This window comes from Planococcus beijingensis, assembly GCF_016820615.1.
Lineage (GTDB): Bacteria > Bacillota > Bacilli > Bacillales_A > Planococcaceae > Planococcus > Planococcus notacanthi.
Genome location: NZ_JADHDZ010000006.1, coordinates 70,139 through 96,411, shown reverse-complemented (window position 1 = coordinate 96,411; position 26,273 = coordinate 70,139). Strand labels below are relative to the sequence as shown.

Genomic DNA, 26,273 nt, shown 5'->3' with positions numbered 1-26,273 from the left:
ATATTATTTTAGCGCATTTTTCCATCCATCGTCAAGGGATATCCTCGAAAAAAATCCTGAAAGCATAAGATGCTTTCAGGATTTTGCTTGGCGCTCCGCCATTTGTTCAGCTGTATAGATGATGTTCATCGGATTTCCCCCGACAAAAGCTCCAGCTGGCACATCTTTATGGACGAGCGTGGCAGCGGAAACAATCGCGCCGTTTCCGATGGTGATGCCGGGCAAAATCGTGGTATTTGCTCCGATCATGACGCGGTCTCCAATGACTACGTCGCCGAGCCGGTATTCATCTATTAAATATTCATGTGCCAGAATCGTCGTGTTATAGCCGATCACTGAATTTTTGCCGACCGTAATCCGCTCCGGAAACATAACATCCGGCATGACCATTAATGCAAAAGAGGAATGTTCACCAATTTTCATTTTAAGAAAAGTCTTGTACATCCAGTTTTTCAACGGCAAAAACGGCGTATATCTGGCGGTTTGGATCACCATAAAATTTTTAGCCACCTTCCAGAAAGGAACCGTTTTGTAAATATGCCAAAGCGAGTTAGGGCCATCGACAAAATGCCGTTGTGTATTTCTCATTTCACTGCCTCTTTTGTCAGCTCCAATAAATCACTGATGTGCTGAAGCATATAATCGGGATTGAAACTCGCCAGGTAGTCTTCGCCTTTTGCTGACCAGGCAACGCCAGCCGTCCGCACTCCGGCATTTTTGCCGCCTTCAATATCATGCGAATTATCGCCGATCATCAAAGCTTCGTCATGAGATGCAGCTAATTGTTCCAAAGCCAGATGCAAGGGTTCCGGGTCTGGTTTTGGATTGCTGACATGATCCAGGCCAATCAGCACATCGAAAACATCACTGACGCCCATCAGGTTTAGTCCATGACGGATTGTATCGCTTCTTTTGGTCGAGACAATCGCCATTTTCAGCCCTTGTGCTTTCAGCAGTCGCAGCGTTTCCGCCACACCGTCGTATTCTTCCACCAATTCATCGTGCATTGTCCGGTTCAAGGCGCGGTATTGTTCCGTCAACTCTTCCACACGCTCCGGATCAATCGCTGTGAATGTCTGTTTCAGCGACGGACCGATAAAATGCAGCACTTCTTCACGGCCAAAACGGCCAGGATAATGTTCATCCAATACTGCCAGAAAGGTCTGGATAATCAATTCATTGGTATCCAGCAAAGTACCATCAAAATCGAACAATAACGTATTGATTTTTTTCGTCGTCACGTGGAAACCACACCCTTCTCTTTTTCTTCCGCTTTACGCCACATATAGGAAACGAAAATCGTCAAAGCCAGGGCGGTGACGACGCGAATCGCCAGCAGCGGCCATATCGGGATGCCGAGTGGAATAAAAATCAGCGTATCTTCCACGATGGCATGGCAGGCAACCAGGAAGATGAAGACCAAAGTCGCATCTTTTTTGCTGACGCCGTCTTCCTGAACTGCTTGAATCATCACACCCGCTCCCATGGCCAGCCCAAAGATCAGTCCGGAAGCAAGTGTCAGGGAAGCGTTTTTTTCTACCCCTAGCAGGCGTGTCAACGGCCCCAGCATAGAGGATATTTTCTGAAGATACTGCTTGTCTTTCAAAATTTGAATCATGAGCATCAAGGGAATGACGATCATTGCCAATTGCAGAACGCCAAACGATGCTTTCTCAAGCCCAATCAGGAAAATCGCCAGCCAGCTTTCTGGCACAGCAGCAGCTTCAGGAGCAAAGCCGTACTGCGCTATTTCGCCGCCGCCTTTCCAAAATAAATTGATCAGGATAGCGGACAGTCCAGCAAGACCGAAACGGACCACCAGCACTACCCACAGTTTGACGCCTACTTTCAGCGCTACGCCCGTCTCAATGAAAATATTATGTGAGAATGACAGCATGACGGCCAGAATAAACACTTCCTTGACCGTCAGTTCCAACGACAGGATACCAGCGATACCGGCATACAGATTCAGCGCGTTCCCCAGAACCAGCGGAATGGCGGCATCTCCACTTAAACCGAACAAGCCCATAATCGGCGCTACTAAATCAATGATAAAAGGCAGAACCGGTGTATATTGAAGCATGGTGACGAGGAGGGTAATCGGGAAAATGATCTTCCCCAATGACCAGGTCGTCTTCAATCCTGCTTTCAATCCATTTTTCAATGTTGACATCTGATCGCTTCTTTCCAGGTTATTTGTCTTTATAATGCGGCGGATTTTTGATTGCTACTCTGCGGTATATGATAAGCACCACAGCGATAACAATGGCAATAACCGAGACCAATTGTGCGGCACGAAGTTCACCGACCACATAGAGGCTGTCTGTCCGCATTCCTTCGATAAAGAAGCGGCCAACAGAATACCAAATCATATAGAAGAAAAACATTTCGCCGCGCACCAAATTCACTTTACGCAGCAACAGCAAAATGATGATGCCCACTAGGCTCCACATGGATTCATACAGGAACGTCGGGTGGTAGTAAGCTCCATCTATGTACATATGGTTGATGATCCAATCCGGAATGAACAGGTTTTCCAGAAACGTCCGTGACACTTCTCCGCCATGCGCTTCCTGGTTGATGAAATTGCCCCATCGGCCAATTGCCTGGCCGATCAGAATACTGGGTGCTAAGATATCCGCTACTTTCAAAAAGGAGGTATTGCGCTTTTTGGTGAACAGATATGCCACAATCACCGATGCAATCAAAGCACCATGGATGGCGATTCCGCCATTCCAGATGGCAATGATTTCACCAGGATTGTCTTTGTAATGTTCCCATTCAAATGCTACATAGTAAATCCGGGCACCGACGATAGCCAACGGCACCGCCCAAATCAATAGATCCGTTAAATATTCAGGGTGCAATCCCCGCTTGACCATTTCACGCTGTCCCACCAGAAAGGCAATGACAATGCCTGTTGCGATGATGACGCCGTACCACCGGACCGAAATCGGACCGAGTGAAAACGCGACCGGGTCTATTGAAGCTAATATTGAAAACATCTTGTGCACCTACCCATTCGCTTAGTTTGTATCTTGAGCAATGACGTCATCCAAACGCTTAGAAAATTCTTCAGCGGCATTGACGCCCATCCGTTTGAGGCGATAGTTCATCGCTGCCACTTCGATAATGACGGATAAGTTCCGTCCGGGACGAACAGGAATTGTCAGTTTCGTTAAGTGCGTGTCGATGATTTTCATCTTTTCTTCTTCCAGTCCAAGGCGGTCATAGGTCTTATCCGGATCCCACAGTTCCAGATCAATGACCAGGGAAATCCGTTTAAAGGTACGGACAGCGCTCGCTCCAAATAAAGTCATAATATCGATGATGCCGACTCCACGGATTTCGAGAAGGTGTTCAATCAGTTTAGGCGGATGGCCAACCAGAGTATTTTCCCCTTCTTGGTGGATTTCCACGCAATCATCCGCTACCAGGCGATGGCCTTTTTTGACCAACTCAAGCGCCGTCTCACTTTTTCCGACGCCACTTTTTCCTGTCAGCAAGACGCCTACCCCATAAATATCAACCAAGACACCATGAATGGCTGTAGTCGGAGCCAATTGGCTTTCCAGGAAATTCGTCAACAAACTGGAGAAACGTGTGGTCGACATGGTCGTAGTCATGACCGGAACATGGCGATTGCTAGACGCGATAACCAATTCTTCCGGAACCGGAACGCCATGTGACACGATAATAGCCGGCGTATCGTCCGTGCACAGTTTCATCATGCGGTCCAACCGTTCTTTCGGTGTCAGCATGGCAAAAAAAGAAAGCTCGGTTTTGCCGAGCAATTGTACACGGTTTGCTGGATAATGAGTGAAATAGCCGGCCATTTCCAAACCGGGTCTTGAAATATCACTGATGGGTATATGGCGGCCGATGCCTTCTTCTCCGCTGATCAAATCCAGCTCGAACGTTTCCATCACTTGTTTTGTTGTTACTTGTCCCATTTATTACCCCTCATTCCTTATCCACATATTATTTCGAATTTTCATCGAAGTTGTTTTATTCCCATGCGGTTTGCTTTTATTTTAACATGGATAAAACAAATTTGAAGATTTTTGTCCCCTTTCCTCCTTTACCGAGCTATATATCCGGCAAAAGGAGGTTTTTCATCATGAAGATTATGATTGATGCCGGACACGGCCCTGAGACGCCAGGGAAGCGCTCACCGGATGGCAGACTAAGGGAATTCCATTTCAATTCTGCAGTGGCGGAAGAAGTCAAAAAGCGTTTATTTTTAGATGGCCATACTGTTTTTTTCAGCCATCAGGCGAATGTGGATGTTCCTTTGCACGAGCGTGTCAGTCTGGCCAATCGCTTGAAAGTGGACTTGTTCGTTTCCATTCATGCCAATGCCACTGGCCAAACATTCAATTCTGCCAACGGACTCGAAACTTTCACCTACACTCAGCCGCAAGCAGCTGCCCGCCAACTGGCCCAGATTGTCCAGAACTCACTGGTGTTGGCGACTGGACGAAAAGACCGCGGCGTCAAACAAGCTGATTTCGCTGTGCTGCGGGATACGCACATGCCGGCCATTTTAGTGGAATGTGGCTTTATGACCCATAAGCAGGAAGTTGAACTGCTTAAATCAGCCGTATACCGGAAACGCTGTGCCCAGGGGATCTGTTTTGGCATTGCCTGTTTTGAAGCAAGTCGTTTGCCCTTCTTGAAGTAAGTTTGACTGATCTGAACGTGAAAGCCAAAGCGGCTTTCGCGTTTTTTTCGTATTAGGGGCGATAGATTCTGCTAAACTGAAATTAAAGAGGTGATCTTATGAACAAAACCATTGGTATTCTTGCGCATGTTGATGCCGGCAAGACTACGTTCTCAGAACAATTGCTGTACCACACAAAAAGCATCCGTGAGCGTGGGCGGGTTGATCACCAAAATGCTTTTCTCGATAGCCACGCCATTGAAAAAAGCCGTGGCATCACTATTTTTGCTGACCAAGCCCATTTTTCCTTCAACAATTCAACTTACTTTCTGATAGATACACCCGGACATGTCGATTTTTCCCCAGAGATGGAACGTTCGATTCAAGTTATGGATTACGCTATTGTCATCATCAGTGCAGTCGATGGCATTGAAGGGCATACTGAAACCGTCTGGCAGTTGCTGCAAAAATATAAAGTACCGGTCTTTTTCTTTATTAACAAAGTAGATCGTGAAGGCGCAGACCCTTCCGCCGTTCTCGATGAGATCCGCTTGAACTTCACCGATGATGCTTTCGATCTGACAAGCTCTTTTCATAACGGAACTATGACTGAAGAGCTGATAGAATTCATTGCTGAACGGGACGAAGCCTTGTTGACCCATTATCTGGAATCCGGATACGAAGAGACTCTTTGGTTGGAGGCTTTCCAACAGATGATCGCGGACAAGCGACTCTTTCCAGCTGCCAGCGGTTCTGCTTTGCAGGACACTGGCATCCGCGAATTCCTCATGCAATTGGACCTGTTGACGGTCGGTTCCTATTCCGAAAGCGAGGAATTCGGTGCGTTAATCTACAAAATCCGGCATGATGAAAACGGCAATCGCCTCAGTTTTCTCAAAGCATTCAGCGGAACGCTTCAAGTCCGCGATAAACTGATATATGGGACCAAGCGTCTTGAAGAAAAAGTCACACAAATCCGCCTATACAACGGACAGAAATTCCTGACAGCAGACCAAGTACAGGCAGGAGAACTGTTTGCTGTCTCCGGATTAACCGAAGCGTCCGTTGGCGATTCGGTGGGCGCCCTACAGGAGAAAGCTGATTTCGGTTTGGTTCCCACCTTGAAATCAACAGTCCTTTTTGATGCCTCCCTTTCTCCTAAAGAAGTGTTAACCAGCTTTCGGATGCTGGGTGCCGAAGATCCTTCCCTGTCTGTTTTTTGGGATGAGTATTTTCAACAAATCCAGATTCAAGTGATGGGAACCATTCAATTGGAAGTTCTTGAACAAGTTGTGCTGGAACGATTTGGTTATCGTGTCGGGTTCGGTAATCCAGAAATTCTTTACAAAGAAACCATTGCGTCTTCCGTCATGGGTTACGGACATTTTGAACCACTGCGGCATTATGCGGAAGTTCATCTGAAGTTGGAACCGGGAGAGCGCGGCAGCGGCTTTCAATTAGACAACACCTGCCATGCGGATGCTTTATCTGTCGGTCACCAAAACCTGGTTCTTCATCATTTGAATGAACGTGCACACCACGGTTTATTGACTGGTTCTCCGGTAACCGATGTCAAAGCGACTTTAGTGACCGGTCGCGGGCATAACCAGCACACGGCTGGCGGCGATTTTCGGGAAGCTGCATTCCGCGCACTTCGGCAAGGCTTGGAACAAGCACAAAATCGGTTGCTCGAACCGGTGTATCATTTCAAAATCAAAGTCAGTACTGACCAGATGGGGAAAGTGCTATCTGACATTCAACAGGCTTATGGCAGCTTTTCAGCGCCTGAAACAACCGGCCGGAAAACGATGATTACCGGCCGTGTACCCGTTGCTACATTCATGAATTACAGTTCGGAATTCGCAGCATTTACTCATGGCAAAGGAGCGCTCAGCCTGCTGTTCGACGGGTATGATTTCTGTCATAATGAAGATGAAGTGATTGCCCGGATTGGTTATGACAAAAACGCAGATCCCCTCTACACTTCCACTTCCATCTTTTGTGCGAAAGGCCAAGGCTATAAAGTGCCATGGGATGAAGCTGAACAGGCTATGCATTGTCTGTAAGACCACATCCGACAGAAAAGAGGGATGGGCCATGTATGAACCAAAAACAAAAGAAAACGACGCCGACGTCATTGAATTCATCGAAGCGGTCGAAAACCCTAAAAAGCGGCAGGATGCATACAAGCTGCTGGAACTATTTGAACAGGCTAGCGGATTTCCAGCCAAAATGTGGGGATCGAGCATCATCGGCTTTGGTTCTTATCATTACGTGTACAAAACTGGCCATCAAGGAGATGCTCCATTAGTCGGTTTTTCTCCACGCAAAGCGAAGATTAGCCTCTATTTTGCAACTGGAGACGAGAAACGCGAACCGCTTCTCGAGAAATTAGGCAAGCATACCAGCGGCAAAGCCTGTGTCTATATTAATAAAACAGAGGATATCGATCTCGAAACTCTAAAGCAATTGATTAAACAGTCGATTGATTTTCTGCAGGAACTTTATCCTGATGCACATTAAAAAGTCCGGATGGCCTTTATAGGCCGTCCGGACTTTTTCAATTCTACTTATCTGAGGAAGCTTTGATGCACAATAAAAAAGAACCGGCTTAGAATATCTGAGCCGGTTTCGAGATAATGGTTATTCAATTGTTAAATAGCGGAGCAGGACTGAGCCTGTTTTCGTTTCGCCATAGACCAATAAAGGAGCCGCAGCTGGTTCCGTTCCCTGTTTGGAGAAACGAATGGATTTCTGCATAAACTGTCCTTGTTCATGGGTGCTGTCGATGTCCGACAGCAGTACATCCATTTTGCCCAAGTTCGAAGAAACTTCACCTTTCAGCGGCAAATGCGAAGGGATGTAAAGCTCGACATTGCCAGCCAAAGTTTTTGTTTCCAACTTGCGCGCTTCTTTGCATCTTGTAGTGGCAACAATATTGCCGTTCAACGATTTAGAAACGATTGTTTGAATATCACCATCGATGTAGATGCGGCCATTCAAGGTTTCGGCTTCCAGTACTTTTCCTTTTGTTTCCTGTACATGGATAGCCCCATTGGCCGTTTCCAGTTCAGCATCGTCAAACTCCACATGCTTCAAATCGACTTTGCCATTTGCTGTTTTCACTTTGATCAGAGCAGCATCGACGCGTTTCATTGCAAAACCACCATTGAACAAGCGAGCAGTGATGTGCTCGTAAGAAGCTTCCGGCACGTACAATACAACATTCACTTGAGTAGTCTTCAAGTCACTGATGATGCGCAACTTGTGGTCATCAGCTATAAAGACGAACTTATCAAGAAAATCTGCTTTAGCCTGAGCCGGCGATTCTGAGCGATACGCTTTAACGCTGCATTCTGCACGCAGTAATCCGTTCTGCGACGGGAATATTTCCAATTGGCCGTTTGCGATATCCGCAATGATTGTATTGAGGTCTGTTATTTCTTCACTAAAGGTGTGGGTGAATTGAACTGCTTCACCAAATGGAGAATCGAATTCCATCGTTTTTAACTTGCCGACAGATGTTTGCATGAAGTCCATCATGCGGCCACCTAAATCGTTGAAATCGCGGGAAACATTTTTCGAGACATTTTTTGAGACATTTTTCGAAAAGTCTTTCGATACTTTCTTCATAATATCTTCAGGTCTGAAAAATCCGCGTTTCCCTGATTTTTCTCTCTGGTTGTTGCGGCCGTAATCCGGCTCATTTGAAGAACTGCTGCCATCTATAGCGCGCAGCAACTCAACGGCTTCCCGCGCTGAAATTGTACCGTTCTCAACCATGTCCAAAATGCGTTCTTTTTCGCTTTGCATGTATTGTGGCCTCCTCATTGTCTGGTTGCAGGCAAGCAGATGCTTACCTGAACAAGCAGATCTTTTCTTCTAAATGATACGTTTGGCAGCCCGAAAAGTTTCACTTAACTAATTTTTTCCTGCGGCTTGCTCCTTTAACCTTAGCATCCATACGCGCCCGATCCCGTTCAAGAATCGGTTTCAAGTACTTCCCGGTATAAGAGCTTTCGACAGCCGCAATCTCTTCCGGTGTGCCTGTCGCTAAGATGGTTCCACCGTTGTCTCCACCTTCAGGCCCCAAGTCAATGATATGGTCCGCCGTCTTGATGACGTCCAAATTGTGCTCAATCGTCAAAACGGTATCGCCATTATCCACAAGACGCTGCAGAACCAACAGCAAACGTGAAATATCGTCTGCATGTAACCCCGTCGTCGGTTCATCCAGAATATAAAAGGACTTGCCATTCGAACGCTTATGCAGCTCGGATGCCAGCTTGACGCGCTGCGCTTCGCCTCCGGACAGAGTCGTTGCAGGTTGCCCAAGTGTAAGATAGCCAAGGCCCACGTCTACAACCGTCTTCAATTTACGGCTGATTTTCGGGATATTCTCGAAAAATACAGCAGCGTCTTCTGCTGTCATGTCCAGGATATCGGAAATATTTTTGTTTTTGTACTTCACTTCCAAAGTTTCCCGGTTGTAGCGTTTGCCATGGCAAATTTCGCACGGCACATAGACATCCGGAAGGAAATGCATTTCTATTTTTATAATACCATCTCCGCGGCAAGCTTCACAGCGACCGCCCTTGACATTAAAGCTGAAACGGCCTTTTTTATAGCCGCGGACTTTAGCTTCGTTGGTCGTAGCGTAGACGTCACGGATGTCATCGAAAACACCGGTATAGGTTGCCGGGTTTGAACGTGGTGTCCGGCCGATTGGAGACTGGTTGATATCAATGACCCGTTCAAGCCCTTCAGTGCCTTCGATTGAATCGAAATGGCCCGGTTTGGCTTTTGCCCGGTTCAGTCGATGGGCGAGTGTTTTGTACAGAATTTCATTGATGAGTGTACTTTTTCCTGAGCCTGATACTCCGGTTACTGCTGTGAATAAACCGAGTGGAATTTCGACATCCACTTTTTTCAAATTGTTTTGATTGGCGCCGCGTATCGTAATTTTACGGTCGTTTGGCACTCTTCTTTCAGCCGGCAATGGAATAAATTTCTTGCCGCTTAAATATTGGCCCGTCAAGGACTTTTTGTTTTTCATGACCTTTTCAGGTGTTCCCGCAGCAATGATCTCGCCACCGTGGACCCCTGCTCCAGGTCCGACATCAATCAGGTAGTCAGCCGCCAGCATGGTATCTTCATCATGCTCAACGACAATCAATGTATTGCCGATGTCCCGCATGCTTTTCAAGGTTTCGATCAGCCGGTCGTTATCGCGTTGGTGCAGGCCGATCGATGGTTCATCCAAAATGTATAGAACGCCTGTGAGCCTTGAACCGATTTGCGTCGCTAAACGGATTCGCTGAGCTTCCCCCCCAGACAAAGTGCCTGATGCCCGGTTCAAGGTCAGGTAATCCAACCCGACATTAATCAGGAATCCAATACGCTCCTGAATTTCCCGAATGATCAATTTGGCGATTTGAGCGTCTTTTTCCGACAGGACCAATCCATCAAAAAATTCATTGGCTTCAATGATCGAAAACTCGGTTACTTTACCGATGTGTACGTCATTGACTTTAACAGCCAAGGTTTCCGGCTTCAACCGGTAGCCTTCACAAACTGTACATGGTTGTTCTCCCATGTATTTCTCCATTTGATCACGGATATAATCTGAGGACGTTTCCCGGTAACGGCGATCGACGTTGGATAGCACGCCTTCAAAATGAATGTGGTTATCCCGGATCTGTCCATAATCGTTTTCATAACGGAAACGGATTTTATCGTTTCCAGAGCCCCGCATAATCACGTTGATGTGTTCTTCCGGCAGTTCACTGACAGGAACATCCATATCAATCTTATAATGCTTGCAAATTGCTTGCAGCAACTGCGGATAATATTGGGAACTGGTCGGCTGCCAAGGCACGATCGCACCTTTATTCAAAGATACGCTCCAATCAGGGATGACCAGTTCGGGGTCAACTTCCAGCTTCATGCCGAGGCCGTCACATTCAGGGCAGGCTCCGAAAGGCGAGTTGAATGAAAACATTTTCGGTTCCAATTCACCGATTGAGAATCCACAGATCGGGCAGGCATGATGTTCGCTGAAAAGCAATTCTTCCTCTCCCATAACATCAATCAGTACCCGTCCTTCCCCCAAACGCAAAGCGGATTCCAATGAATCGCTGAGCCGCGGCGCAATGTTCTCTTTCATGACGATGCGGTCAATGACCACTTCAATCGAATGTTTTTTATTTTTATCAAGCGTGATGTCATCATCCAGATCAATCAATTCCCCATTGACACGAACCCGGACATAGCCTTGTTTTTTAACGTCTTCCAGCAGCTTGACATGCGTTCCTTTTCGGCCCGAAACAATCGGTGCCAAAATCTGCATTTTTGTACGATCCGGATAGACAACCAAACGATCGACCATCTCTTCAATTGTTTGAGATGAAATTTCGATGCCATGATTGGGGCAGATCGGTTTGCCGATTCGTGCATACATTAAACGCATGTAATCATATATTTCCGTTACCGTCGCTACTGTGGAACGCGGATTCTTGCTGGTGGTCTTCTGATCGATGGAAATGGCCGGTGACAAGCCTTCGATCAAATCGACATCCGGCTTATCCATCTGTCCTAAGAATTGGCGGGCATAAGAAGACAAAGATTCTACATATCGCCGTTGTCCTTCAGCATAAATCGTATCAAATGCTAATGATGATTTGCCTGAGCCCGAAAGCCCGGTCATGACCACAAGTTTATCGCGCGGAATGACAACGTCTATATTTTTTAAATTGTGCGCACGTGCGCCTTGTATCCGTATTTCCTGATTTTTCAAGTTTCATCATCCTTCCGCTTTCAATTCAAGCACTGTATCACGCAGCTCTGCAGCCCGTTCAAAATCAAGCGCTTTTGCCGCTTCTTTCATTTCTGATTCGAGCAGCGTAATCAGTTTCATGCGATCTTCTTTGTTGAGTTTTTTACCTGATACCGCTTTTGATACATATTCTTCCGACTCTTCCGCAGCGACAGTCGCACGGATGACATCACGGATTTTCTTCTGTATAGTAACGGGCTTAATGCCGTGTTTTTCATTGTATGCAGCTTGAATTGTACGGCGGCGGGTGGTTTCATCCATCGCCTTCTGCATTGAATCCGTCACTCTGTCTGCGTACATAATAACGTGGCCATTGGCATTTCGCGCTGCCCGGCCCATCGTTTGGATAAGAGAGCGCTCCGAGCGAAGGAAACCTTCTTTATCGGCATCCAGAATGGTCACTAAAGAAACTTCAGGGATATCCAATCCTTCACGCAGCAAGTTGATCCCGACGAGCACATCGTAAACGCCCATCCGCAACTCCCTTATGATCTCAATCCGTTCAAGCGTCTTGATCTCAGAATGCAGGTAATTGACTTTGATGCCCGCATCTTTCAAATAGGCCGTTAAATCTTCCGACATTTTTTTGGTCAATGTGGTGACCAGCACACGTTCATTGTTTTCCGCACGCTGCCGAATTTCATACATCAAGTCATCTATCTGCCCTTCGATCGGACGGATTTCGATGGTCGGGTCAAGCAATCCGGTCGGCCGGATAATCTGCTCCACCATTTCGGGTGTATGTTCCATTTCGTAGGGTCCTGGTGTCGCCGACACAAAAACCGCTTGGCTGATATGCTTTTCGAATTCATCAAACGTCAACGGGCGGTTGTCCATCGCTGAAGGCAGACGGAAGCCGTAATCAACCAAGACTTTTTTCCGTGCTTGGTCACCATTAAACATCCCGCGTACTTGTGGCAGCGTTACGTGGCTCTCATCCACAACCAATAGAAAGTCCTCCGGGAAATAATCAATCAATGTGTAAGGCTGTGCGCCTGGTGGACGAAGCGTCAAATGCCGGGAATAGTTTTCAATGCCGGAGCAGAAGCCCATCTCGCGCATCATTTCCAGATCATAGCGCGTCCGCTGTTCAAGGCGCTGCGCTTCCAACAATTTGTCTTCGGCGCGCATTTCCTTCAAGCGTGCTTCCAACTCTTCTTCTATGTTTGCAATCGCTTTGACCATTTTATCTTCACGTGTTACGAAGTGGGATGCCGGGAAAATGGCTACATGATCGCGTTCACCGATAATTTCACCAGTCAATGCGTCGACTTCACGAATGCGGTCAATTTCATCACCGAAAAACTCGACACGCAAACATCTTTCGTCGCGTGATGCCGGGAAAATCTCAACGACATCTCCACGTACACGGAAAGTTCCGCGAATAAAATTAATATCGTTGCGTTCGTATTGAACATCCACTAACTTCCGCAACAACTGGTTGCGTTCGATTTCCATCCCTTTACGCAAAGAAACAACCAACTCACGGTATTCCTTCGGCGAACCAAGGCCGTAGATGCAAGAGACCGATGCAATAACGATGACATCGTCCCGCTCAAATAAGGAACTGGTCGCAGAATGGCGAAGCTTGTCGATTTCGTCATTGATGCTGGCATCTTTTTCAATGAACGTATCCGACTGAGGAACATAAGCTTCCGGTTGATAATAATCGTAATAACTGACAAAATACTCTACTGCGTTATCAGGGAAAAATTCCTTGAACTCGCTGTAGAGCTGACCTGCCAATGTTTTATTGTGGGCCATGACCAGCGTCGGCTTTTTCACCTGCTGGATAACGTTCGACATTGTGTAGGTCTTACCTGTTCCTGTCGCTCCCAGCAAAGTCTGGCAACGTTTGCCGTTGATGATGCCTTGCGTCAATTCAGCAATCGCCTGAGGCTGATCGCCAGCCGGTTCATAAGGAGCTTGAAGATTAAATTCCTGTTTCATGATAAGACGTCCTTCCGTTATTTCGTTACTTCTACTTTAACATATGCCCTAAAAAACCACTAACAAAAAGCGAACGTATGTTTTTTATGGTGGAATCCGCAAAAATATTGGCCTATCTGTACAAAGTATCTGTACTCTTCCTTTTAGACACTTCTTATTTTTTAAAGACAAAAAAGGGAGGCCGGTAAAATGCCGGCTTCCCTTTTTCTTGGCTTTTTAAAGAGCCAATTATTCTGTTTCTTCATGCTGCAATGTCTGTAATTGAGCAGTATATATAGTGAACGCTTGTTGATTTTTGTTATCCAGGGCTTCATCGATAAGGGCCATAAGCTGTGCTTCTTGTTGGGAACGGTGTACATGCTTTAAGAACAGATCTAAATAGATATCGTTCAGCAGCTTTTCCGCTTCCGTAATTTTTTTTGTTTGAGCCATCGCTTTCATGAAATCAGCATAAGAATAATAGTTTTCCATTCTTCTTCACCCCGAATGCTTTTCATTAGTATACATGAAGCAAATAGAAAAAATCAAGATTTATTTGAAAATTCCAATCAAATAGAAAATATTTTATTTTCACTCTAATGAGCATTGTGCAATTTCCATTTTTCTTTATAATAAGGTATGTAAAGTAAATTTAGGGGGTTATTCTTCATGAGCAAAAAGAATTACAGGCCGCTTTCTTATACAATCTGCGCAAATACGTATGCCCTTTTACCCTATACGGATGGACATCGCACCTGTCTGCGCGTAATCGAAGACCGTAATGAATTTGTGGTTGAAGAAACGGTTTATAAAACAGTGACCACTTCCTGCCGGTTCTACCGTGCCTCTCTTGAAAGCGCCACTCTTTATGCCCAAAAAGCGGTCGGTGTAAAACATAAGCCCCCCATCATCATTGGTGAGTATTATGGCAATCCGCTTATTTTCTTCCCGACACACTCTCCAAAGAATAAGGAATGCGTCTGGTTCAATTATGACGCCATTGACCTTATTGAAAGTGACAGCAGCGGCAAAGGCAGCATTATCTACTTAAGCAATTGTGAAACCGTATATTTGGATGTCTCGCCTATCGCTTTGCGAAACCAGCATTCATTTGCCGGATCCCTCCGCCGATATTTCAAAAAAGCTCAACGAGTCCATAACCATCCGATGGCTTATGTGACAAAACGGACGTTTGCTCCACGTAAAGAACAGCCGCGGGATTGACTGCCTTTTCAAGATTCTGGAATTTATCAGTGAATGTAAATCTCCATTGCTACGCAACGTCTCCATATCCCACCTTACGCATATGGACCTTCGCTTTCTCCAGCTTTTTCACAAGACGTATTTCCGCTCCATCCACTAGCTCCAGATAATCAGCGTACCAGCTGAAAAGAGTTGCCACCTTCTGTCACTAAATATGACGGCAGGCGGCAACTCTTTATTGTTTCATGCATCTCTAGAAAAAATTTAACTATCATGTTGGCCTTATTTGATCGACCGGTACACCCATAAGGAGCCGACGAAAAATACCGACGAAACCCAGAGGTAAGGTTCGTTCCAGAACCAGATTGAAATGGACATCCCGGAAAACGATAGAATGGTGAATATTCCAGCAAACATCCGAGATTGCAGATCTCTGCGGTGCTCCCGTTCCCGGCCATCCCGATTTTCAAGGTAATGGCGCATCCGTTCAGGCTCTTCCAAATAGTTGATGACTTTCTGCGGCAATACCCGCAACGGACCAGTGGCATTCAACACCCAACGAAGGACATCTTCTTTGCCAAAGAGGCCTTTGCCTTCTTTTTGTGAAGAAGCCCATTCCAGGATTCGTGGACGGGCAAGCGCCAACAGATCCACGTTGGGATCCAAAACATGAAGAACGCCGACGAATATCGAGGCCGCTCTGCCGAAAAAGGCAAATTCCGCGGGCAATTGAACCGGTTGGGTCCGAACGATTTCCTGCATATCGTTGAGCAGGCGTTCCACAACAAAACTGTCCATCTGTGACAGCTCATTGGATTCATAGGCTGTGACGAGCCGTGAAATAGCATCTCCTAGAATTTTACGGTCTGCCTGCGGCAAAAGAAACCGCAGCTCTTCAAGCGAATCCAACACTTGATCGTAATTCTTGAAAATGACACCTTCCGCCGCTCTTAACACCGCCTGGGAGTCTTTTTGTGTGATGGTGCCGATCATCCCGAAATCGATCAGGACGATTCCGCCATCCGGTTCCAATAGGATATTCCCGCCGTGCGGATCTGCATGGAACTGGCCGCCGTACAATACCTGCTCCAGGAATAAAATAAACAGCCGCTCGGAAATTTCATGGCGATCCAGCTCATTCTTTTCAATAAAGGCTAAATCTGTGATGCGTGCGCCTTCGATCCATTCCATGACCAGTACACGGCGCGTCGTGAATTCATCGAAATACAGCGGGATGCGCACACCTTCCATCGAATCGAAACGATCAGCAAAGGCGCGGCCATTTTGAAGTTCTTTGAGGAAATTCAATTCAGCGCCGATGGTTTCTGTCATTTCTACATACAGTAATTTAAAGTCGATTTGCTTCGCGAATGGCGTGAATTTTTCGGCCATCCAGATAACGATGCGGATGGCTTTGAAGTCCGCACGCAAAATGCGGTCTGTACCCGGCCGTTGGACTTTAACGGCTACTTCCATGCCGTTTTTCAATACCGCTTTATACACTTCCCCAATAGAAGCGGATGCTACTGCTGAATCCGATAATTGATCCAGGTAATTTGTATGAGGCGTATTCCACTCCTGCTCCAATACAGAAACGATGCTTTTCCGTGGTACCGAAGGGACACGGTCAGTCAACCCTTCCAGTTCGGCAAGAAACGTCGGCGGCATGATGTCAGCGCGCGTCGACAGGAATTGGCCAAGTTTGATCATCAAGCCACCCAGTTTTAATGCAAGGTTCTTATACTCTTTCGCTTGCTTGGTTATCATGTCATTCCATCTTTTTTCAACCAGCGGGCTCCAATTTCCACGATTTCTTCTTTGGAAGAACGTCACCTGCAAAAAGATTTTGACTGCCAGCCAGACAATCCGGAAGATGCGGATAAATGTAATTTGATTCATAAGTGCGGTCCCTCCCATGGAATTCATTATAGAGACAGATGGCGAAATAGTCCAAAAAGTGGTATGTTTTTTACGGATGGAATGACATAAGGGGGATGAAAATGGACACAATTCATTATGAACAGCGAAACAACTTAGCCTTTATTACATTAAACCGGCCAGAAGCAATGAATGCCTTCAATTATGATATGCTTCTTGAGCTTGGACAGGTGGCCGAAGCAATCCGCATTAACCCGGATATCCGCGTTGTGGTCTTTACTGGCGCTGGCGAAAAGGCATTTAGTGTGGGAGCGGATTTAAAAGAACGCAAAACCATGACCGATGACCTCGTCAAACGCAATATTTTTAAAATCGGTGAAGTGTTTTCAACCATCGAAAATCTGCCCCAGCCTACCATCGCCATGATGAACGGTTTTGCCTTTGGCGGCGGAATGGAACTGGCGCTTGCTTGTGATTTCCGGATTGCTGCAGACGACACCTTGCTCGGATTGACGGAAACCAGCCTGGGAATCATTCCTGGAGCAGGCGGCACGCAACGGCTGCCGCGCCTGATCGGTGAAGCCAAAGCCATGGAACTGATTTTGACTGCCCGCCGCCTGACATCAGCCGAAGCACTCGAATACGGTTTGGTGACACGCCTTGCAACGCGTGGGCAATTGGCTGATGTGACCGGTGCTTTTGCCGATTCAATTCTCGCCAACGGCCCAATCGCTCTCCAACAAGCAAAATTCGCCATCAAGAATGGCATGAATACCGATTTGCAGACAGGTTTGCAGATTGAGCGCAAAGCCTATGAAATCACGATTCCAACAGAAGACCGAGTCGAAGCCCTGGCCGCTTTCGGCGAAAAACGGAAACCCGTATTTAAAGGGAAGTAAAAAAACGGAGCAGCTGATATAGCTGCTCCGGTTCAGACTATAGACAAAGTCTTTCCAAAATGAATAGCAGGGCATACCCCAACCGGTCCGGCCACTTCGCGTTCCGTGGGCTCAGCTTCAGTCTCCTCGTCACTGCGTTCCTGCGGGGTCTTCAGCTTTCGCTGTCCCACAGGAGTCTCCGTGGCCGGCCCGATCGGGGGCGTGTAGCTTCAACCAAAGGAAATAACCTGCTAGTCAGGATCCAGAAACCATCGTCCCAATAAACTTGGTAACTCCTTCATACAAAGATCCGTAGCGCAAGGCGGCGAAGGGCAAAGATATGCTCCTGCATCGCTTCGCTAGCTTCGTCGCAAACGAGTCAGGCACAGCCCGACTCGCTTCCTGCGGGATAGCGAAGTGCCGAAATCCAANTCGCTTCCTGCGGGATAGCGAAGTGCCGAAATCCAATCGGGCGCCAGTCCGAGTTAGTTCGGCGCAAGCCCGCAGGAAAGCGTCCGCCTGGAGTGCAGGATCCAATAGCAAGACAATAAATTGCATATTCACCCTTTGAACGACATAAATATTCTTTTGTCTACAGGCTGAAACGGAGCAGCTGATATAGCTGCTCCGTTTTTCCTGTTTACAGGTATTTTTCCATCCAGCCTGTAATCTGTTCCAGACGTGCAAAGCGAAGATTCGGTTTGCCTGTTCGCGACAGGTTGTGGTCGGCTTCTGGGAAACGGACAAACTCTGTTGTTTTGCCCATACTTTTTAATGTGACATACAATTGTTCCGACTGCTCGATCGGGCAGCGGTAATCATTTTCAGAATGAAGAATCAGCAATGGGGTCTCAACATTTTTTGCGTACTTCAATGGCGAATGCTTCCATAGCTTGTCAACATCTGTCATATCCGCGCCAATTTGCCAGTCACTGAAATAATAGCCGATATCCGAGACACCGAAGAATGAGATCCAGTTGGAAATGGAGCGCTGCGTCACTGCTGCTTTAAAGCGATCTGAATGGCCGACGATCCAATTCGTCATGAATCCGCCGTAACTGCCTCCGGTGACGCCCAAACGATCTGTATCGATCCAGGCGTTGGATTCCACAATCTGTTCGACCGAATTCATGATGTCCTCGTAATCACCCCCACCGTAATCACCGCGTACCGCGTCTACAAACTCCTGGCTGTAGCCATGGCTGCCGCGCGGATTGACGTATAATACGCCGAAACCGCGGGCTGCCAGCAATTGCATTTCGTGGACAAACGTATTGGCATACATCGCATGGGGACCGCCGTGAATATTGACGACCAAAGGATACTTCTGGCCTTCCTGATAACCATAAGGCTTCATCAGCCAACCATGGACAGCCCAGTCTTTCGATCCTTTTGTGATGATCGGCTGTGCTTCAACCAATTCCGTCTGTTTGAGGAATTCTTCATTAAATGAAGTTAATGCCTGGCGTTCGCCAGTCGAAATCGTCAGCAAATACAACTCGCCTGGGCTCACTGGGTTGCTGATGGCTGCCACTGCGAATTCGCCGCTCCGTGAAACATCGTATCCATAAACATGCTCCAAGTCTGGAGACGCCGGGAAAATCATGCCATCAAGAGAAGCAAAGTACAGGCGTACATCACCCATGGTCGAAACTTGAAAATACAAATGATCATCTTTTGTCCATACCACATCCGGTGCAACTGCTCCTTGTTGATGATCAGCTACGACATAATCACCCACCGGTACGTCCAAGCCTTCTGTCAGGGAAATCCGAGTATGCGCCTTTAAATCCGCCACATACACTTCTGTGTGTGTGGCATTTTCAAATTGCCGCATGCTGCCGACAAAAGCCACTTTTGTATCGTCATGAGAGAAAGCAGCGCCGCCAAAGTATCCTTCTTCTTCAATTAATACGGATTCTTCTTTCGTCTCGAGATCCATTAGATAAAGAGGCTGGCGGAATACAAAATCCAAGTTTTCTTCTCGCGTCACGCCATAGATCAATTTTGCTCCGTCATGTGAGACGGTTTCCAGGCTGTAATGATAATTTCCTTCTGTCAGCTGTTCTACTTTTTTCGTATTGAGATCCACTGATCCAATGTGGCGATGGAACTCTTTCGGCAACAGGCCCATTCCATCCATCTTGTATTTCATTTTGTCGACATGGTAGGGCTCAGGCTGTTTCTTTTCTTCTTTTTCTTCCTTGTCGGTGAAGGTTTTTCCTTCTTTGGCCAAGGCATTAAACCAGATCTTTGTTCCGCAAGGCGCCCATTCAAACCCATCGACTCCTTTTTCAAAATCAGTCAATGAGCGTGCTTCTCCTCCAGAGGCTGGCATAACGAACAATTGGTTCTTCTCGTTGCGATCCGATAAGAAAGCCACTGCCGTTCCATCAGCCGACCACCGTGGTGAACTTACGCGTTCTTTGCCATACGTCCATTGGGTTTGTTCTCCCGTTTCCAGGTTGATGTGGTAAAGATGGGCTCTGTATGTATTTTCTTCTTCATCGATTTGTGTATGGATAAACACCGCTCTTGTTCCATCCGGTGAAATCCGGGGATCCGTCACTGATACCAACTTCGTTAAATCCTTAATTTCCATTGCTTTTTTCACCATACTACTTCCTCCTCGGATTCAACTATTTCGTAAATCGTAATACTGCTCCTTAACTATAATAAAAAATGTCAGTTTTTTCAATCAAATCAAAAGAAAACTCTGGAATAATCATCCAGAGTTCTCCAATCATTCATAAGATCTAAACATGTAACAGGTTATTTCTGCATCGCCTGGTCTTTCAACGACCGCCGCAGGATTTTCCCTGTAGTGTTCTTCGGCAATTCTTGCAGAATTTCAAACTGTCTTGGCACCTTGTATTTCGCTAAATGTTCTGCACAGTAAGCTTTTAATTCTTCTACTGTAACAGAAGAATCGGTCAGTACCACATATGCATTGACCTCTTCACCGAAATCCGGGTCCGGCAAGCCGACTACAGCAGCTTCTAAAACCGCTGGATGCGCAAACAGCACTTCTTCGACTTCACGTGGGTAAACGTTATAGCCACCTACGATGATCATGTCTTTCTTGCGGTCAACAATATAGAAGTAGCCTTCTTCATCGACACGGGCCAAATCGCCTGTGTACAACCAGCCTTCACGAATTGCCGAAGCTGTTTCTTCCGGCATTTTGTAATACCCCTTCATAACGTTCGGTCCACGAACGATCAGTTCGCCGACTTCATTGGCTGCCACTTCTTCGCCCAATTCGTTGACGACCTTGTTTTCCACATTGATAATGGACGTGCCGATCGAACCGGCTTTTCGCTCCCGATCAATTGGATTAAAGCAAGTAACCGGTGAAGCTTCCGACAGGCCATATCCTTCTGAAATGCGGACATTGAATTTTTCTTCAAAACTGTGCAACAAAGCTACCGGCATGGCCGAACCACCGGAAACAGCCAATCGGACAGATGCGAAATCCGCCGGATCGACATCCGGTAATTGATTCATGAAATTGAACATCGTTGGTACGCCGGCAAAAACGCTTGCTTTGTAATGTTTAATAGCATCGAATACCTCTTTCGGATTGAAACGCGGTACCAAAATAATCGTCGCCCCCTGCAATAGAGGTGCATTCACTACAACTGTCAAAGCAAACACGTGAAATACCGGCAACGTTGCAACTACGCGGTCGTTTGCGCCAATCTGCAGGTATTCCCCAACATCCCGTGCGTTCGAGTATAGATTTTCGTGTGTCAGCATGGCGCCTTTTGGTTTACCGGTTGTTCCGGACGTATACAAAATGACGGCGTTGTCGGTGGCTTCTACTTGCGCAAATTCGGCATGAGGCGCTGACTTGCCCAGCAGGCCAGTGAATGAATGGACTTTCCCTTCTACTTCTTCAGGCAGTTGTGCCATTTTTTCCGGCGTAGACGGATCTGTTTCACAAATAATATAGGATTCAACAGCTGGCAGCGCTTTATGTGCTTTTTCAACCAGCGGCAGAAGCAAATCAAGTGCCACAACCACTTTGGCATCGCTATTATTCAATATGTAAGCGATTTCATCCGGGCTGTAGATTGGATTGATCGGAACTGCTGTTGCGCCTAAACGCATCGTCGCATACAACGAAATCAGAAAATGTGGTGTGTTGCCCAAAAGAAATGCGACGTGGTCCCCTTTTTCCACGCCTAAACCTTTTAAAGCTCCAGCAAAAACTGCAATCGACTGATCGAATTCGCCGTAACTCGTATCTTTCCCCATAAAGCTGTACGCAATTCTGGAAGAATCCTGTTCAGCAATTTCATGAACACGTGACATTAAATCCATTTCCATCCCTCTTTCGTGTTGAATGAATACTCATTCATATTTTACCCTGTTTTCATTATAAAATAAATCTTCAGACAATACAACAGGCACCGTAAAATTACGGTGCCTGAAGATGAGCTATATAACGCCATCTGATCAAAAAGAAATATAAGATTTGGGCAACGGTAAAGCCGCCAAGCACAATGGCCATCTCGATGAGGATTGACAGCTCGGCAAATTCTTCCCAGACGACTTGCAGCGAGATAAAAGCAAATGCACTGTGCAGCAAAGCAAGGCCCCATGGCAAAAAGAATTGAGGTATCAATTGGCGATTCACGATTTTGCCCAGTTCTTTGTCGGTCATGCCCATGCGGATCAGCAGCTTGTATTGCTTCCGGTCCCGTTCAAGTCCTGTATACAATTTAAAGTAAATAAAGCTGCCTGCTGCCAGCAAGAACACGGCCGCTACCATGACCCCGATAAACAACAGCAAAGCGAATGAAGATTTAAACCAACGGTAATCATCGCCTGGATTTTCAAAAAAGAAATTGACTCCATTAAAATCAGCGTTTTCCACTGCGTTGTTGACGGTTTCCGTTAATCGATTCCCAACATTCACTGTTTCCGTCCAATTCAATACATCAAAAGCATAGTAGGAGAAATCAGACGCACCGGGTTCATATCCCAATAAGGGTTCATCAATTGCTTCATAATCAGCGTCGCTCACAACAATCGTATTGATGTTCAAAGTATGGATCGGGAAGACGACATGTGGATACGTCGACTCAATCGATAAGCCAACATCACTTTCAAACAGCACCGTTTCAACACTGGTTTCCTCCAGCTCTTTTAAGGCATCCAACGAAAATGGAACAAACATGCCTTCTCCCTGCTGCAATTCTGCCGCTTGAAAGCCGAGGCTGGCTGCCAAGCGATTAAACTCAGACAGTGCTAAGATATCGACATCGTTTCCAGTGGCACCGGAAGTTTGCCGTTTGACCGTCAATTCCACCATATCGTAAGCCAATTGTTCATTTTCCAATTGGCGGGTAAGGCGTTCGATATGCTCTGTTTCCTGCTCGTTGCCATTAAATGAAATATAAACGAGCCCCAATGGATTTGATTCGCGGAAATCTCCTGTATACGACATGAAAGACGCCAGTGTACCCACTGTCAAAAATGCAACAGTCGACACGATTGTGACGATAAAGAACATCTGGGCACTGTCTTTCAGTTTGACTGAAGCTTCCGCTAAAGACACCAGCCTCGTCTTTTCCCAATAGACATTTTTTTTGCGCTTGTATAAACGCAATAATGAATGCAGCGTATGGGTGAAAAACAAATACGTGCCGAATGTGGCAAGTGGCGGAACAATGAAAATCATCTGGTATACAGTACGGTCTGAAACATTCGCAGCAAATGTATAGGCTATAGCCAAAAAGACAATGCCCATAACAGAAAGCACGGTTGACGATTTCGACTCTTCTTCCACTTTCCAAAATCCCTGCAGCAAATCGACAACTTGCTTCGTACGGATAAAGCCTACGCTGATGAAAGAGATGATAACGAACAAACTGGCAAACGCTGCAATCGTCAACAGGAAAGGTTCCCAGGAGACATACAGTGGCAAGCTATCAAGATCCATGATTTCACGGCCGACCATGAAAAAGAATTTCGAAAAAGCAAAGCCGAAAGCGATGCCCGTTACGGTTGATACCGTCCCAAGGATCAGCATTTCAAAGAAAATCAATTTATTCAATTGCTTTTTCGTCATTCCTAGATGCATCAAGACCCCGAATTCCTTTGACCTTGCCTGTAAAAAGGCGCTCATGGAATAGAACAGGAAAAACAAAGTGAAAATGTACAGAACGACTTCGGCAATCAGCATTCCGCGGATTGCCAATAGCCGCAGACCTTCTTCTTCAAATGCCGGATGAAAAATGAACATCGAGTAGACGAAGAATACCATGACTGAAAAAACACTGGCTAAAAAGAAAGCCGCATAATTTCTGCGATTGCGGACAACGTTATGGTAAGCGAGTTGCCGAAAGGTCATTCACGGATCCTCCTAGCAAAGACAAGACATTCAAAATTCGCTGATAAAATGTCTGGCGCCGGTCGTCTCCATAGATTTCATTGAAATATTCACCGTCTTTGATGAACAGCACACGGTCACAGTAACTTGCAGCAATCGGATCGTGCGTCACCATGATGATGGTTGTTTCACTGTCATTGGCCACATTGGATAAGATCTCCAGCACGTCACGTGAAGACTTTGAGTCCAAGTTTCCTGTTGGCTCATCAGCCAGTATCAATGCCGGCTGATGAATAAGCGCCCGTCCGATTGCAGTACGCTGTGCTTCTCCTCCAGAAATTTCGTTTGGCCGTTTATGAAGGATGGATGTCAGTCCCAGCCGTTTGGCAATGACCAGTACACGGCGCGCCATTTCATCGATTGGTACATAATCGAGCGTTAACGGCAACACAAGATTTTCCTCAACGGTCAGCATCTGCAGCAAATTGAAGTCCTGAAATACAAAACCCAATTCCCTTCTGCGGAACAGGGCCAACTCATTTTTACCCAATAAATGCGGGTTGATGCCATCAATCAAAATCTCTCCCGAAGTCAACGAGTCAATGGTTGAAATCAAGTTCAACAACGTCGTTTTGCCGCTGCCTGAGGGTCCCATCACTGCCAGGAATTCACCTTTTTCCACTGTGAAGCTCAGCTGGTTGACTGCCCGGTGTGCCACTTTCCCCTCGTATACTTTTGTCACTTCGTCGATTTTTACTACTGTCATCGTTCTCCTCCTGTGTTGCAAGATCTTGGTTGAAGAACAGAACAGAGATGGTCGTCCCTTCTCCTTGAACCGAAGAAATCTCCAATTCATGGCCCAGCTTGCGGCAAACTTCTTTTGCCAGATACAGGCCCATGCCGGTGGATTCTCCAGTCTTCCGTCCGTTTTCTCCGGTGAAAAATGCCTTAGTGATGCGCGGCAGATCAGATGAAGGAATTCCAATCCCTTCATCCCGTATGGTCAGCAAAGTATTGCCATTTGTACATTCTGCAGCAATAAACACTTTTTTATTGGCTTCAAAGGTGTATTTGACTGCATTCGTCAAAAATTGGCCGATGATAAATTTCATCCATTTCTGGTCGGTCGCAACGATATGCTCTTCTCCAATTGAAATCTCCGGATAGACGCGCTTTGATATGAACAACCGTTTGTTTTCATTGGTGACTTCGCTGACCAACGACCGCAGCGATACTTGTTCAATCTGCATGTCCTGTTCAAATGTATCCAAACGCGCATTCATCAACACTGTATCCAAGCCTGCTTTTAACCGATCCATTTCTTCACGGACGCTGCTCTTATCAAGTTCCTGTTCTTCCTGCAACAGCAGATGCATGACGGATAACGGCGTTTTCATTTGATGCACCCACTGGTTCATGAATTGCAGGTGCCGATTTTGAGTGGCATACAATGTTTGCACTTCGTGCTGATACAGGCGATACAATTCCTGAAGATAGATCTCTGTTTGAACCTGTTCAGGTGATTTCCCTTCCCGCTGCAAGGCATGCTCCATGCTTTGCGGTTTCGCCAAAATCCGCTGATAATATTGATACCGTTTGACGAAGCGCGCCGTCAGAAACGTAATCACCAATACGCTGCTGATCACAAAGGAATAAATGGCCGTATCCACGTTGCGGAAACCATCCAGCCAATACAGCAGCATGATAAACGCCACAAGCACAATTTGGAAAACAATGAACGCCGCATGTTCTTTCAAAAACAATCGCAGCATCAGGCTTCCTCCTCATGCAACAACAGGCGGTATCCTGCTCCTCTTACCGTTTCGATGACCGATTTAACGCCATAGTCAGCCAACTTTTTCCGGACGCGTGTCATATTGACATTAAGCGTATTTTCATCAACGAATGCCTGATCATCCCATAGTTCTTCCAGCAGCTGCTCCCGTGATACCACTTTCGGGTAATGAGACAGCAACAGCTCTATTATTGTGCATTCCTTTTTCTGCAGCGGAATGGCTTCCGTTTTGACATGCAGTTCCATGCGCTCCATGAACAGCACGATACGGCCTGCTTTGACCGATCGTTCTTCCTGCTTTGGTGCATATTCACCATAGGCTCTGCGCAGATGGCTTCTTATTTTTGCAAGGACGATTTCGTAATGGAAAGGTTTCGTAATAAAATCATCTCCACCATTTTCCAAAGCGAAGACTTGGTCCATTTCTCCAGAACGGGCAGAAATGAATAATATCGGACATGTGGTCTGCTGCCTTAATTGACGGCACCAATAATAACCATCATAAGAAGGCAAATTAATATCGAGTAAAATCAAATGGGGATCAAAAGCTTCGAATTCTTCGATGATTTGATCAAAATCTTTTGCGGTCTCCACTTCGTAATGGTATTTCCGTAAGGTTTCTGCCAACAACTCCGCTATTTTCAAATCATCTTCTACAATGAAGATCCGTTGAACAGCCACAATGATTCCCCCTTTCCTTTTTCTTTCCATTTTAACAAAAGAGCCTGCATAAAAGCAGGCTCCCGGAAATT

The 26,273-nt window shown here is 46.3% G+C and carries 21 protein-coding genes; 5 read left to right on the top strand and 16 right to left on the bottom strand.

What is annotated here, in order from left to right; genetic code table 11:
- Positions 1-75: 75 nt before the first annotated feature.
- Genes IRE19_RS14710 through hprK form a run of 5 tightly spaced genes read right to left on the bottom strand, consistent with a single transcriptional unit; the run spans position 76 to position 3,953 of the window.
- Complete coding sequence (locus IRE19_RS14710; protein WP_203340983.1) at positions 76-588, bottom strand: acyltransferase; 513 nt, start codon at positions 586-588, stop codon at positions 76-78.
- Positions 585-1,241, bottom strand: a complete 657-nt coding sequence (gene ppaX, locus IRE19_RS14705; RefSeq protein WP_191716570.1) for a pyrophosphatase PpaX — start codon at positions 1,239-1,241, stop codon at positions 585-587. The genes IRE19_RS14710 and ppaX overlap by 4 nt, the downstream gene beginning before the upstream one ends.
- A complete protein-coding gene (locus IRE19_RS14700; protein WP_191716571.1) occupies positions 1,238-2,173 on the bottom strand; it encodes a nucleoside recognition domain-containing protein in 936 nt (311 codons plus the stop codon). Before IRE19_RS14700 ends, ppaX begins: the two co-directional genes overlap by 4 nt.
- Before the next feature lie 19 nt (positions 2,174-2,192).
- Complete coding sequence (gene lgt / locus IRE19_RS14695; protein ID WP_203340982.1) at positions 2,193-3,005, bottom strand: prolipoprotein diacylglyceryl transferase; 813 nt, start codon at positions 3,003-3,005, stop codon at positions 2,193-2,195.
- A 21-nt stretch (positions 3,006-3,026) separates the two neighbouring features.
- The gene (gene hprK / locus IRE19_RS14690; protein ID WP_191716573.1) at positions 3,027-3,953 is read right to left on the bottom strand and encodes an HPr(Ser) kinase/phosphatase; all 927 of its coding nucleotides are present in this window, start codon (positions 3,951-3,953) and stop codon (positions 3,027-3,029) included.
- 167 nt (positions 3,954-4,120) lie between these two features.
- On the opposite strand from hprK, the gene IRE19_RS14685 reads away from it, so the two are divergent.
- The 3 genes from IRE19_RS14685 (at position 4,121) to IRE19_RS14675 (ending at position 7,186) form a co-directional block, all read left to right on the top strand.
- Positions 4,121-4,684, top strand: coding sequence for an N-acetylmuramoyl-L-alanine amidase family protein (locus IRE19_RS14685; protein WP_203340981.1), 564 nt, complete (start codon positions 4,121-4,123; stop codon positions 4,682-4,684).
- 98 nt (positions 4,685-4,782) lie between these two features.
- Positions 4,783-6,729, top strand: coding sequence for an elongation factor G (locus IRE19_RS14680; RefSeq protein ID WP_203340980.1), 1,947 nt, complete (start codon positions 4,783-4,785; stop codon positions 6,727-6,729).
- A 31-nt stretch (positions 6,730-6,760) separates the two neighbouring features.
- Positions 6,761-7,186: a DUF1801 domain-containing protein gene (locus IRE19_RS14675; RefSeq protein WP_203340979.1), complete on the top strand. Its 426-nt coding sequence runs from the start codon at positions 6,761-6,763 to the stop codon at positions 7,184-7,186.
- A gap of 120 nt (positions 7,187-7,306) precedes the next feature.
- Here IRE19_RS14675 and IRE19_RS14670 read toward each other — a convergent pair whose 3' ends face one another.
- The 4 genes from IRE19_RS14670 to IRE19_RS14655 all read right to left on the bottom strand — a co-directional run bounded on the left by IRE19_RS14670 (position 7,307) and on the right by IRE19_RS14655 (position 13,919).
- The gene (locus IRE19_RS14670) at positions 7,307-8,476 is read right to left on the bottom strand and encodes a DUF4097 family beta strand repeat-containing protein (protein ID WP_203340978.1); all 1,170 of its coding nucleotides are present in this window, start codon (positions 8,474-8,476) and stop codon (positions 7,307-7,309) included.
- 100 nt (positions 8,477-8,576) lie between these two features.
- Positions 8,577-11,459 (bottom strand): excinuclease ABC subunit UvrA, encoded by a 2,883-nt coding sequence (gene uvrA, locus IRE19_RS14665; RefSeq protein ID WP_203340977.1) that lies wholly within the window; start codon positions 11,457-11,459, stop codon positions 8,577-8,579.
- Positions 11,460-11,465: 6 nt separating this feature from the next.
- Positions 11,466-13,448: an excinuclease ABC subunit UvrB gene (gene uvrB / locus IRE19_RS14660; protein WP_203340976.1), complete on the bottom strand. Its 1,983-nt coding sequence runs from the start codon at positions 13,446-13,448 to the stop codon at positions 11,466-11,468.
- A 228-nt stretch (positions 13,449-13,676) separates the two neighbouring features.
- The gene (locus IRE19_RS14655) at positions 13,677-13,919 is read right to left on the bottom strand and encodes an IDEAL domain-containing protein (protein WP_203340975.1); all 243 of its coding nucleotides are present in this window, start codon (positions 13,917-13,919) and stop codon (positions 13,677-13,679) included.
- 177 nt (positions 13,920-14,096) lie between these two features.
- Between IRE19_RS14655 and IRE19_RS14650 the strand changes: the two genes are divergently transcribed.
- Positions 14,097-14,651: a competence protein ComK gene (locus IRE19_RS14650; protein ID WP_203340974.1), complete on the top strand. Its 555-nt coding sequence runs from the start codon at positions 14,097-14,099 to the stop codon at positions 14,649-14,651.
- A gap of 261 nt (positions 14,652-14,912) precedes the next feature.
- On the opposite strand, the gene IRE19_RS14645 is transcribed toward IRE19_RS14650, so the two are convergent.
- Positions 14,913-16,529, bottom strand: a complete 1,617-nt coding sequence (locus tag IRE19_RS14645) for an ABC1 kinase family protein (protein ID WP_203340973.1) — start codon at positions 16,527-16,529, stop codon at positions 14,913-14,915.
- A 101-nt stretch (positions 16,530-16,630) separates the two neighbouring features.
- On the opposite strand from IRE19_RS14645, the gene IRE19_RS14640 reads away from it, so the two are divergent.
- On the top strand, positions 16,631-17,407 hold the full coding sequence (locus tag IRE19_RS14640) for an enoyl-CoA hydratase-related protein (protein ID WP_203340972.1): 777 nt from the start codon (positions 16,631-16,633) through the stop codon (positions 17,405-17,407).
- A 619-nt stretch (positions 17,408-18,026) separates the two neighbouring features.
- Here IRE19_RS14640 and IRE19_RS14635 read toward each other — a convergent pair.
- The 6 genes from IRE19_RS14635 to IRE19_RS14610 all read right to left on the bottom strand — a co-directional run bounded on the left by IRE19_RS14635 (position 18,027) and on the right by IRE19_RS14610 (position 26,202).
- Complete coding sequence (locus IRE19_RS14635; RefSeq protein ID WP_203340971.1) at positions 18,027-20,003, bottom strand: S9 family peptidase; 1,977 nt, start codon at positions 20,001-20,003, stop codon at positions 18,027-18,029.
- Between the two features lie 155 nt (positions 20,004-20,158).
- Complete coding sequence (locus tag IRE19_RS14630) at positions 20,159-21,712, bottom strand: fatty acid--CoA ligase family protein (RefSeq protein WP_203340970.1); 1,554 nt, start codon at positions 21,710-21,712, stop codon at positions 20,159-20,161.
- 97 nt (positions 21,713-21,809) lie between these two features.
- Positions 21,810-23,747 carry an ABC transporter permease gene (locus IRE19_RS14625; protein WP_191716586.1) on the bottom strand — a complete coding sequence of 646 codons (1,938 nt, stop codon included), beginning with the start codon at positions 23,745-23,747 and terminating at the stop codon, positions 21,810-21,812.
- On the bottom strand, positions 23,719-24,492 hold the full coding sequence (locus IRE19_RS14620; protein ID WP_191716587.1) for an ABC transporter ATP-binding protein: 774 nt from the start codon (positions 24,490-24,492) through the stop codon (positions 23,719-23,721). The genes IRE19_RS14625 and IRE19_RS14620 overlap by 29 nt, the downstream gene beginning before the upstream one ends.
- Positions 24,395-25,498, bottom strand: a complete 1,104-nt coding sequence (locus IRE19_RS14615; protein WP_191716588.1) for a sensor histidine kinase — start codon at positions 25,496-25,498, stop codon at positions 24,395-24,397. Before IRE19_RS14615 ends, IRE19_RS14620 begins: the two co-directional genes overlap by 98 nt.
- Positions 25,498-26,202, bottom strand: a complete 705-nt coding sequence (locus IRE19_RS14610) for a response regulator transcription factor (RefSeq protein ID WP_191716589.1) — start codon at positions 26,200-26,202, stop codon at positions 25,498-25,500. The genes IRE19_RS14615 and IRE19_RS14610 overlap by 1 nt, the downstream gene beginning before the upstream one ends.
- Positions 26,203-26,273: the final 71 nt, after the last annotated feature.

Excerpts from the sequence above, each read along its gene's own strand:
- IRE19_RS14710 (WP_203340983.1), bottom strand. The coding sequence starts at position 588 with ATGAGAAATACACAACGGCATTTTGTCGATGGCCCTAACTCGCTTTGG.
- IRE19_RS14700 (WP_191716571.1), bottom strand. The coding sequence starts at position 2,173 with ATGTCAACATTGAAAAATGGATTGAAAGCAGGATTGAAGACGACCTGG.
- lgt (WP_203340982.1), bottom strand. The coding sequence starts at position 3,005 with ATGTTTTCAATATTAGCTTCAATAGACCCGGTCGCGTTTTCACTCGGT.
- hprK (WP_191716573.1), bottom strand. The coding sequence starts at position 3,953 with ATGGGACAAGTAACAACAAAACAAGTGATGGAAACGTTCGAGCTGGAT.
- IRE19_RS14685 (WP_203340981.1), top strand. The coding sequence starts at position 4,121 with ATGAAGATTATGATTGATGCCGGACACGGCCCTGAGACGCCAGGGAAG.
- IRE19_RS14680 (WP_203340980.1), top strand. The coding sequence starts at position 4,783 with ATGAACAAAACCATTGGTATTCTTGCGCATGTTGATGCCGGCAAGACT.
- IRE19_RS14675 (WP_203340979.1), top strand. The coding sequence starts at position 6,761 with ATGTATGAACCAAAAACAAAAGAAAACGACGCCGACGTCATTGAATTC.
- IRE19_RS14670 (WP_203340978.1), bottom strand. The coding sequence starts at position 8,476 with ATGCAAAGCGAAAAAGAACGCATTTTGGACATGGTTGAGAACGGTACA.
- uvrB (WP_203340976.1), bottom strand. The coding sequence starts at position 13,448 with ATGAAACAGGAATTTAATCTTCAAGCTCCTTATGAACCGGCTGGCGAT.
- IRE19_RS14655 (WP_203340975.1), bottom strand. The coding sequence starts at position 13,919 with ATGGAAAACTATTATTCTTATGCTGATTTCATGAAAGCGATGGCTCAA.
- IRE19_RS14650 (WP_203340974.1), top strand. The coding sequence starts at position 14,097 with ATGAGCAAAAAGAATTACAGGCCGCTTTCTTATACAATCTGCGCAAAT.
- IRE19_RS14645 (WP_203340973.1), bottom strand. The coding sequence starts at position 16,529 with ATGAATCAAATTACATTTATCCGCATCTTCCGGATTGTCTGGCTGGCA.
- IRE19_RS14640 (WP_203340972.1), top strand. The coding sequence starts at position 16,631 with ATGGACACAATTCATTATGAACAGCGAAACAACTTAGCCTTTATTACA.
- IRE19_RS14635 (WP_203340971.1), bottom strand. The coding sequence starts at position 20,003 with ATGGTGAAAAAAGCAATGGAAATTAAGGATTTAACGAAGTTGGTATCA.
- IRE19_RS14630 (WP_203340970.1), bottom strand. The coding sequence starts at position 21,712 with ATGGATTTAATGTCACGTGTTCATGAAATTGCTGAACAGGATTCTTCC.
- IRE19_RS14625 (WP_191716586.1), bottom strand. The coding sequence starts at position 23,747 with ATGACCTTTCGGCAACTCGCTTACCATAACGTTGTCCGCAATCGCAGA.
- IRE19_RS14620 (WP_191716587.1), bottom strand. The coding sequence starts at position 24,492 with ATGACAGTAGTAAAAATCGACGAAGTGACAAAAGTATACGAGGGGAAA.
- IRE19_RS14615 (WP_191716588.1), bottom strand. The coding sequence starts at position 25,498 with ATGCTGCGATTGTTTTTGAAAGAACATGCGGCGTTCATTGTTTTCCAA.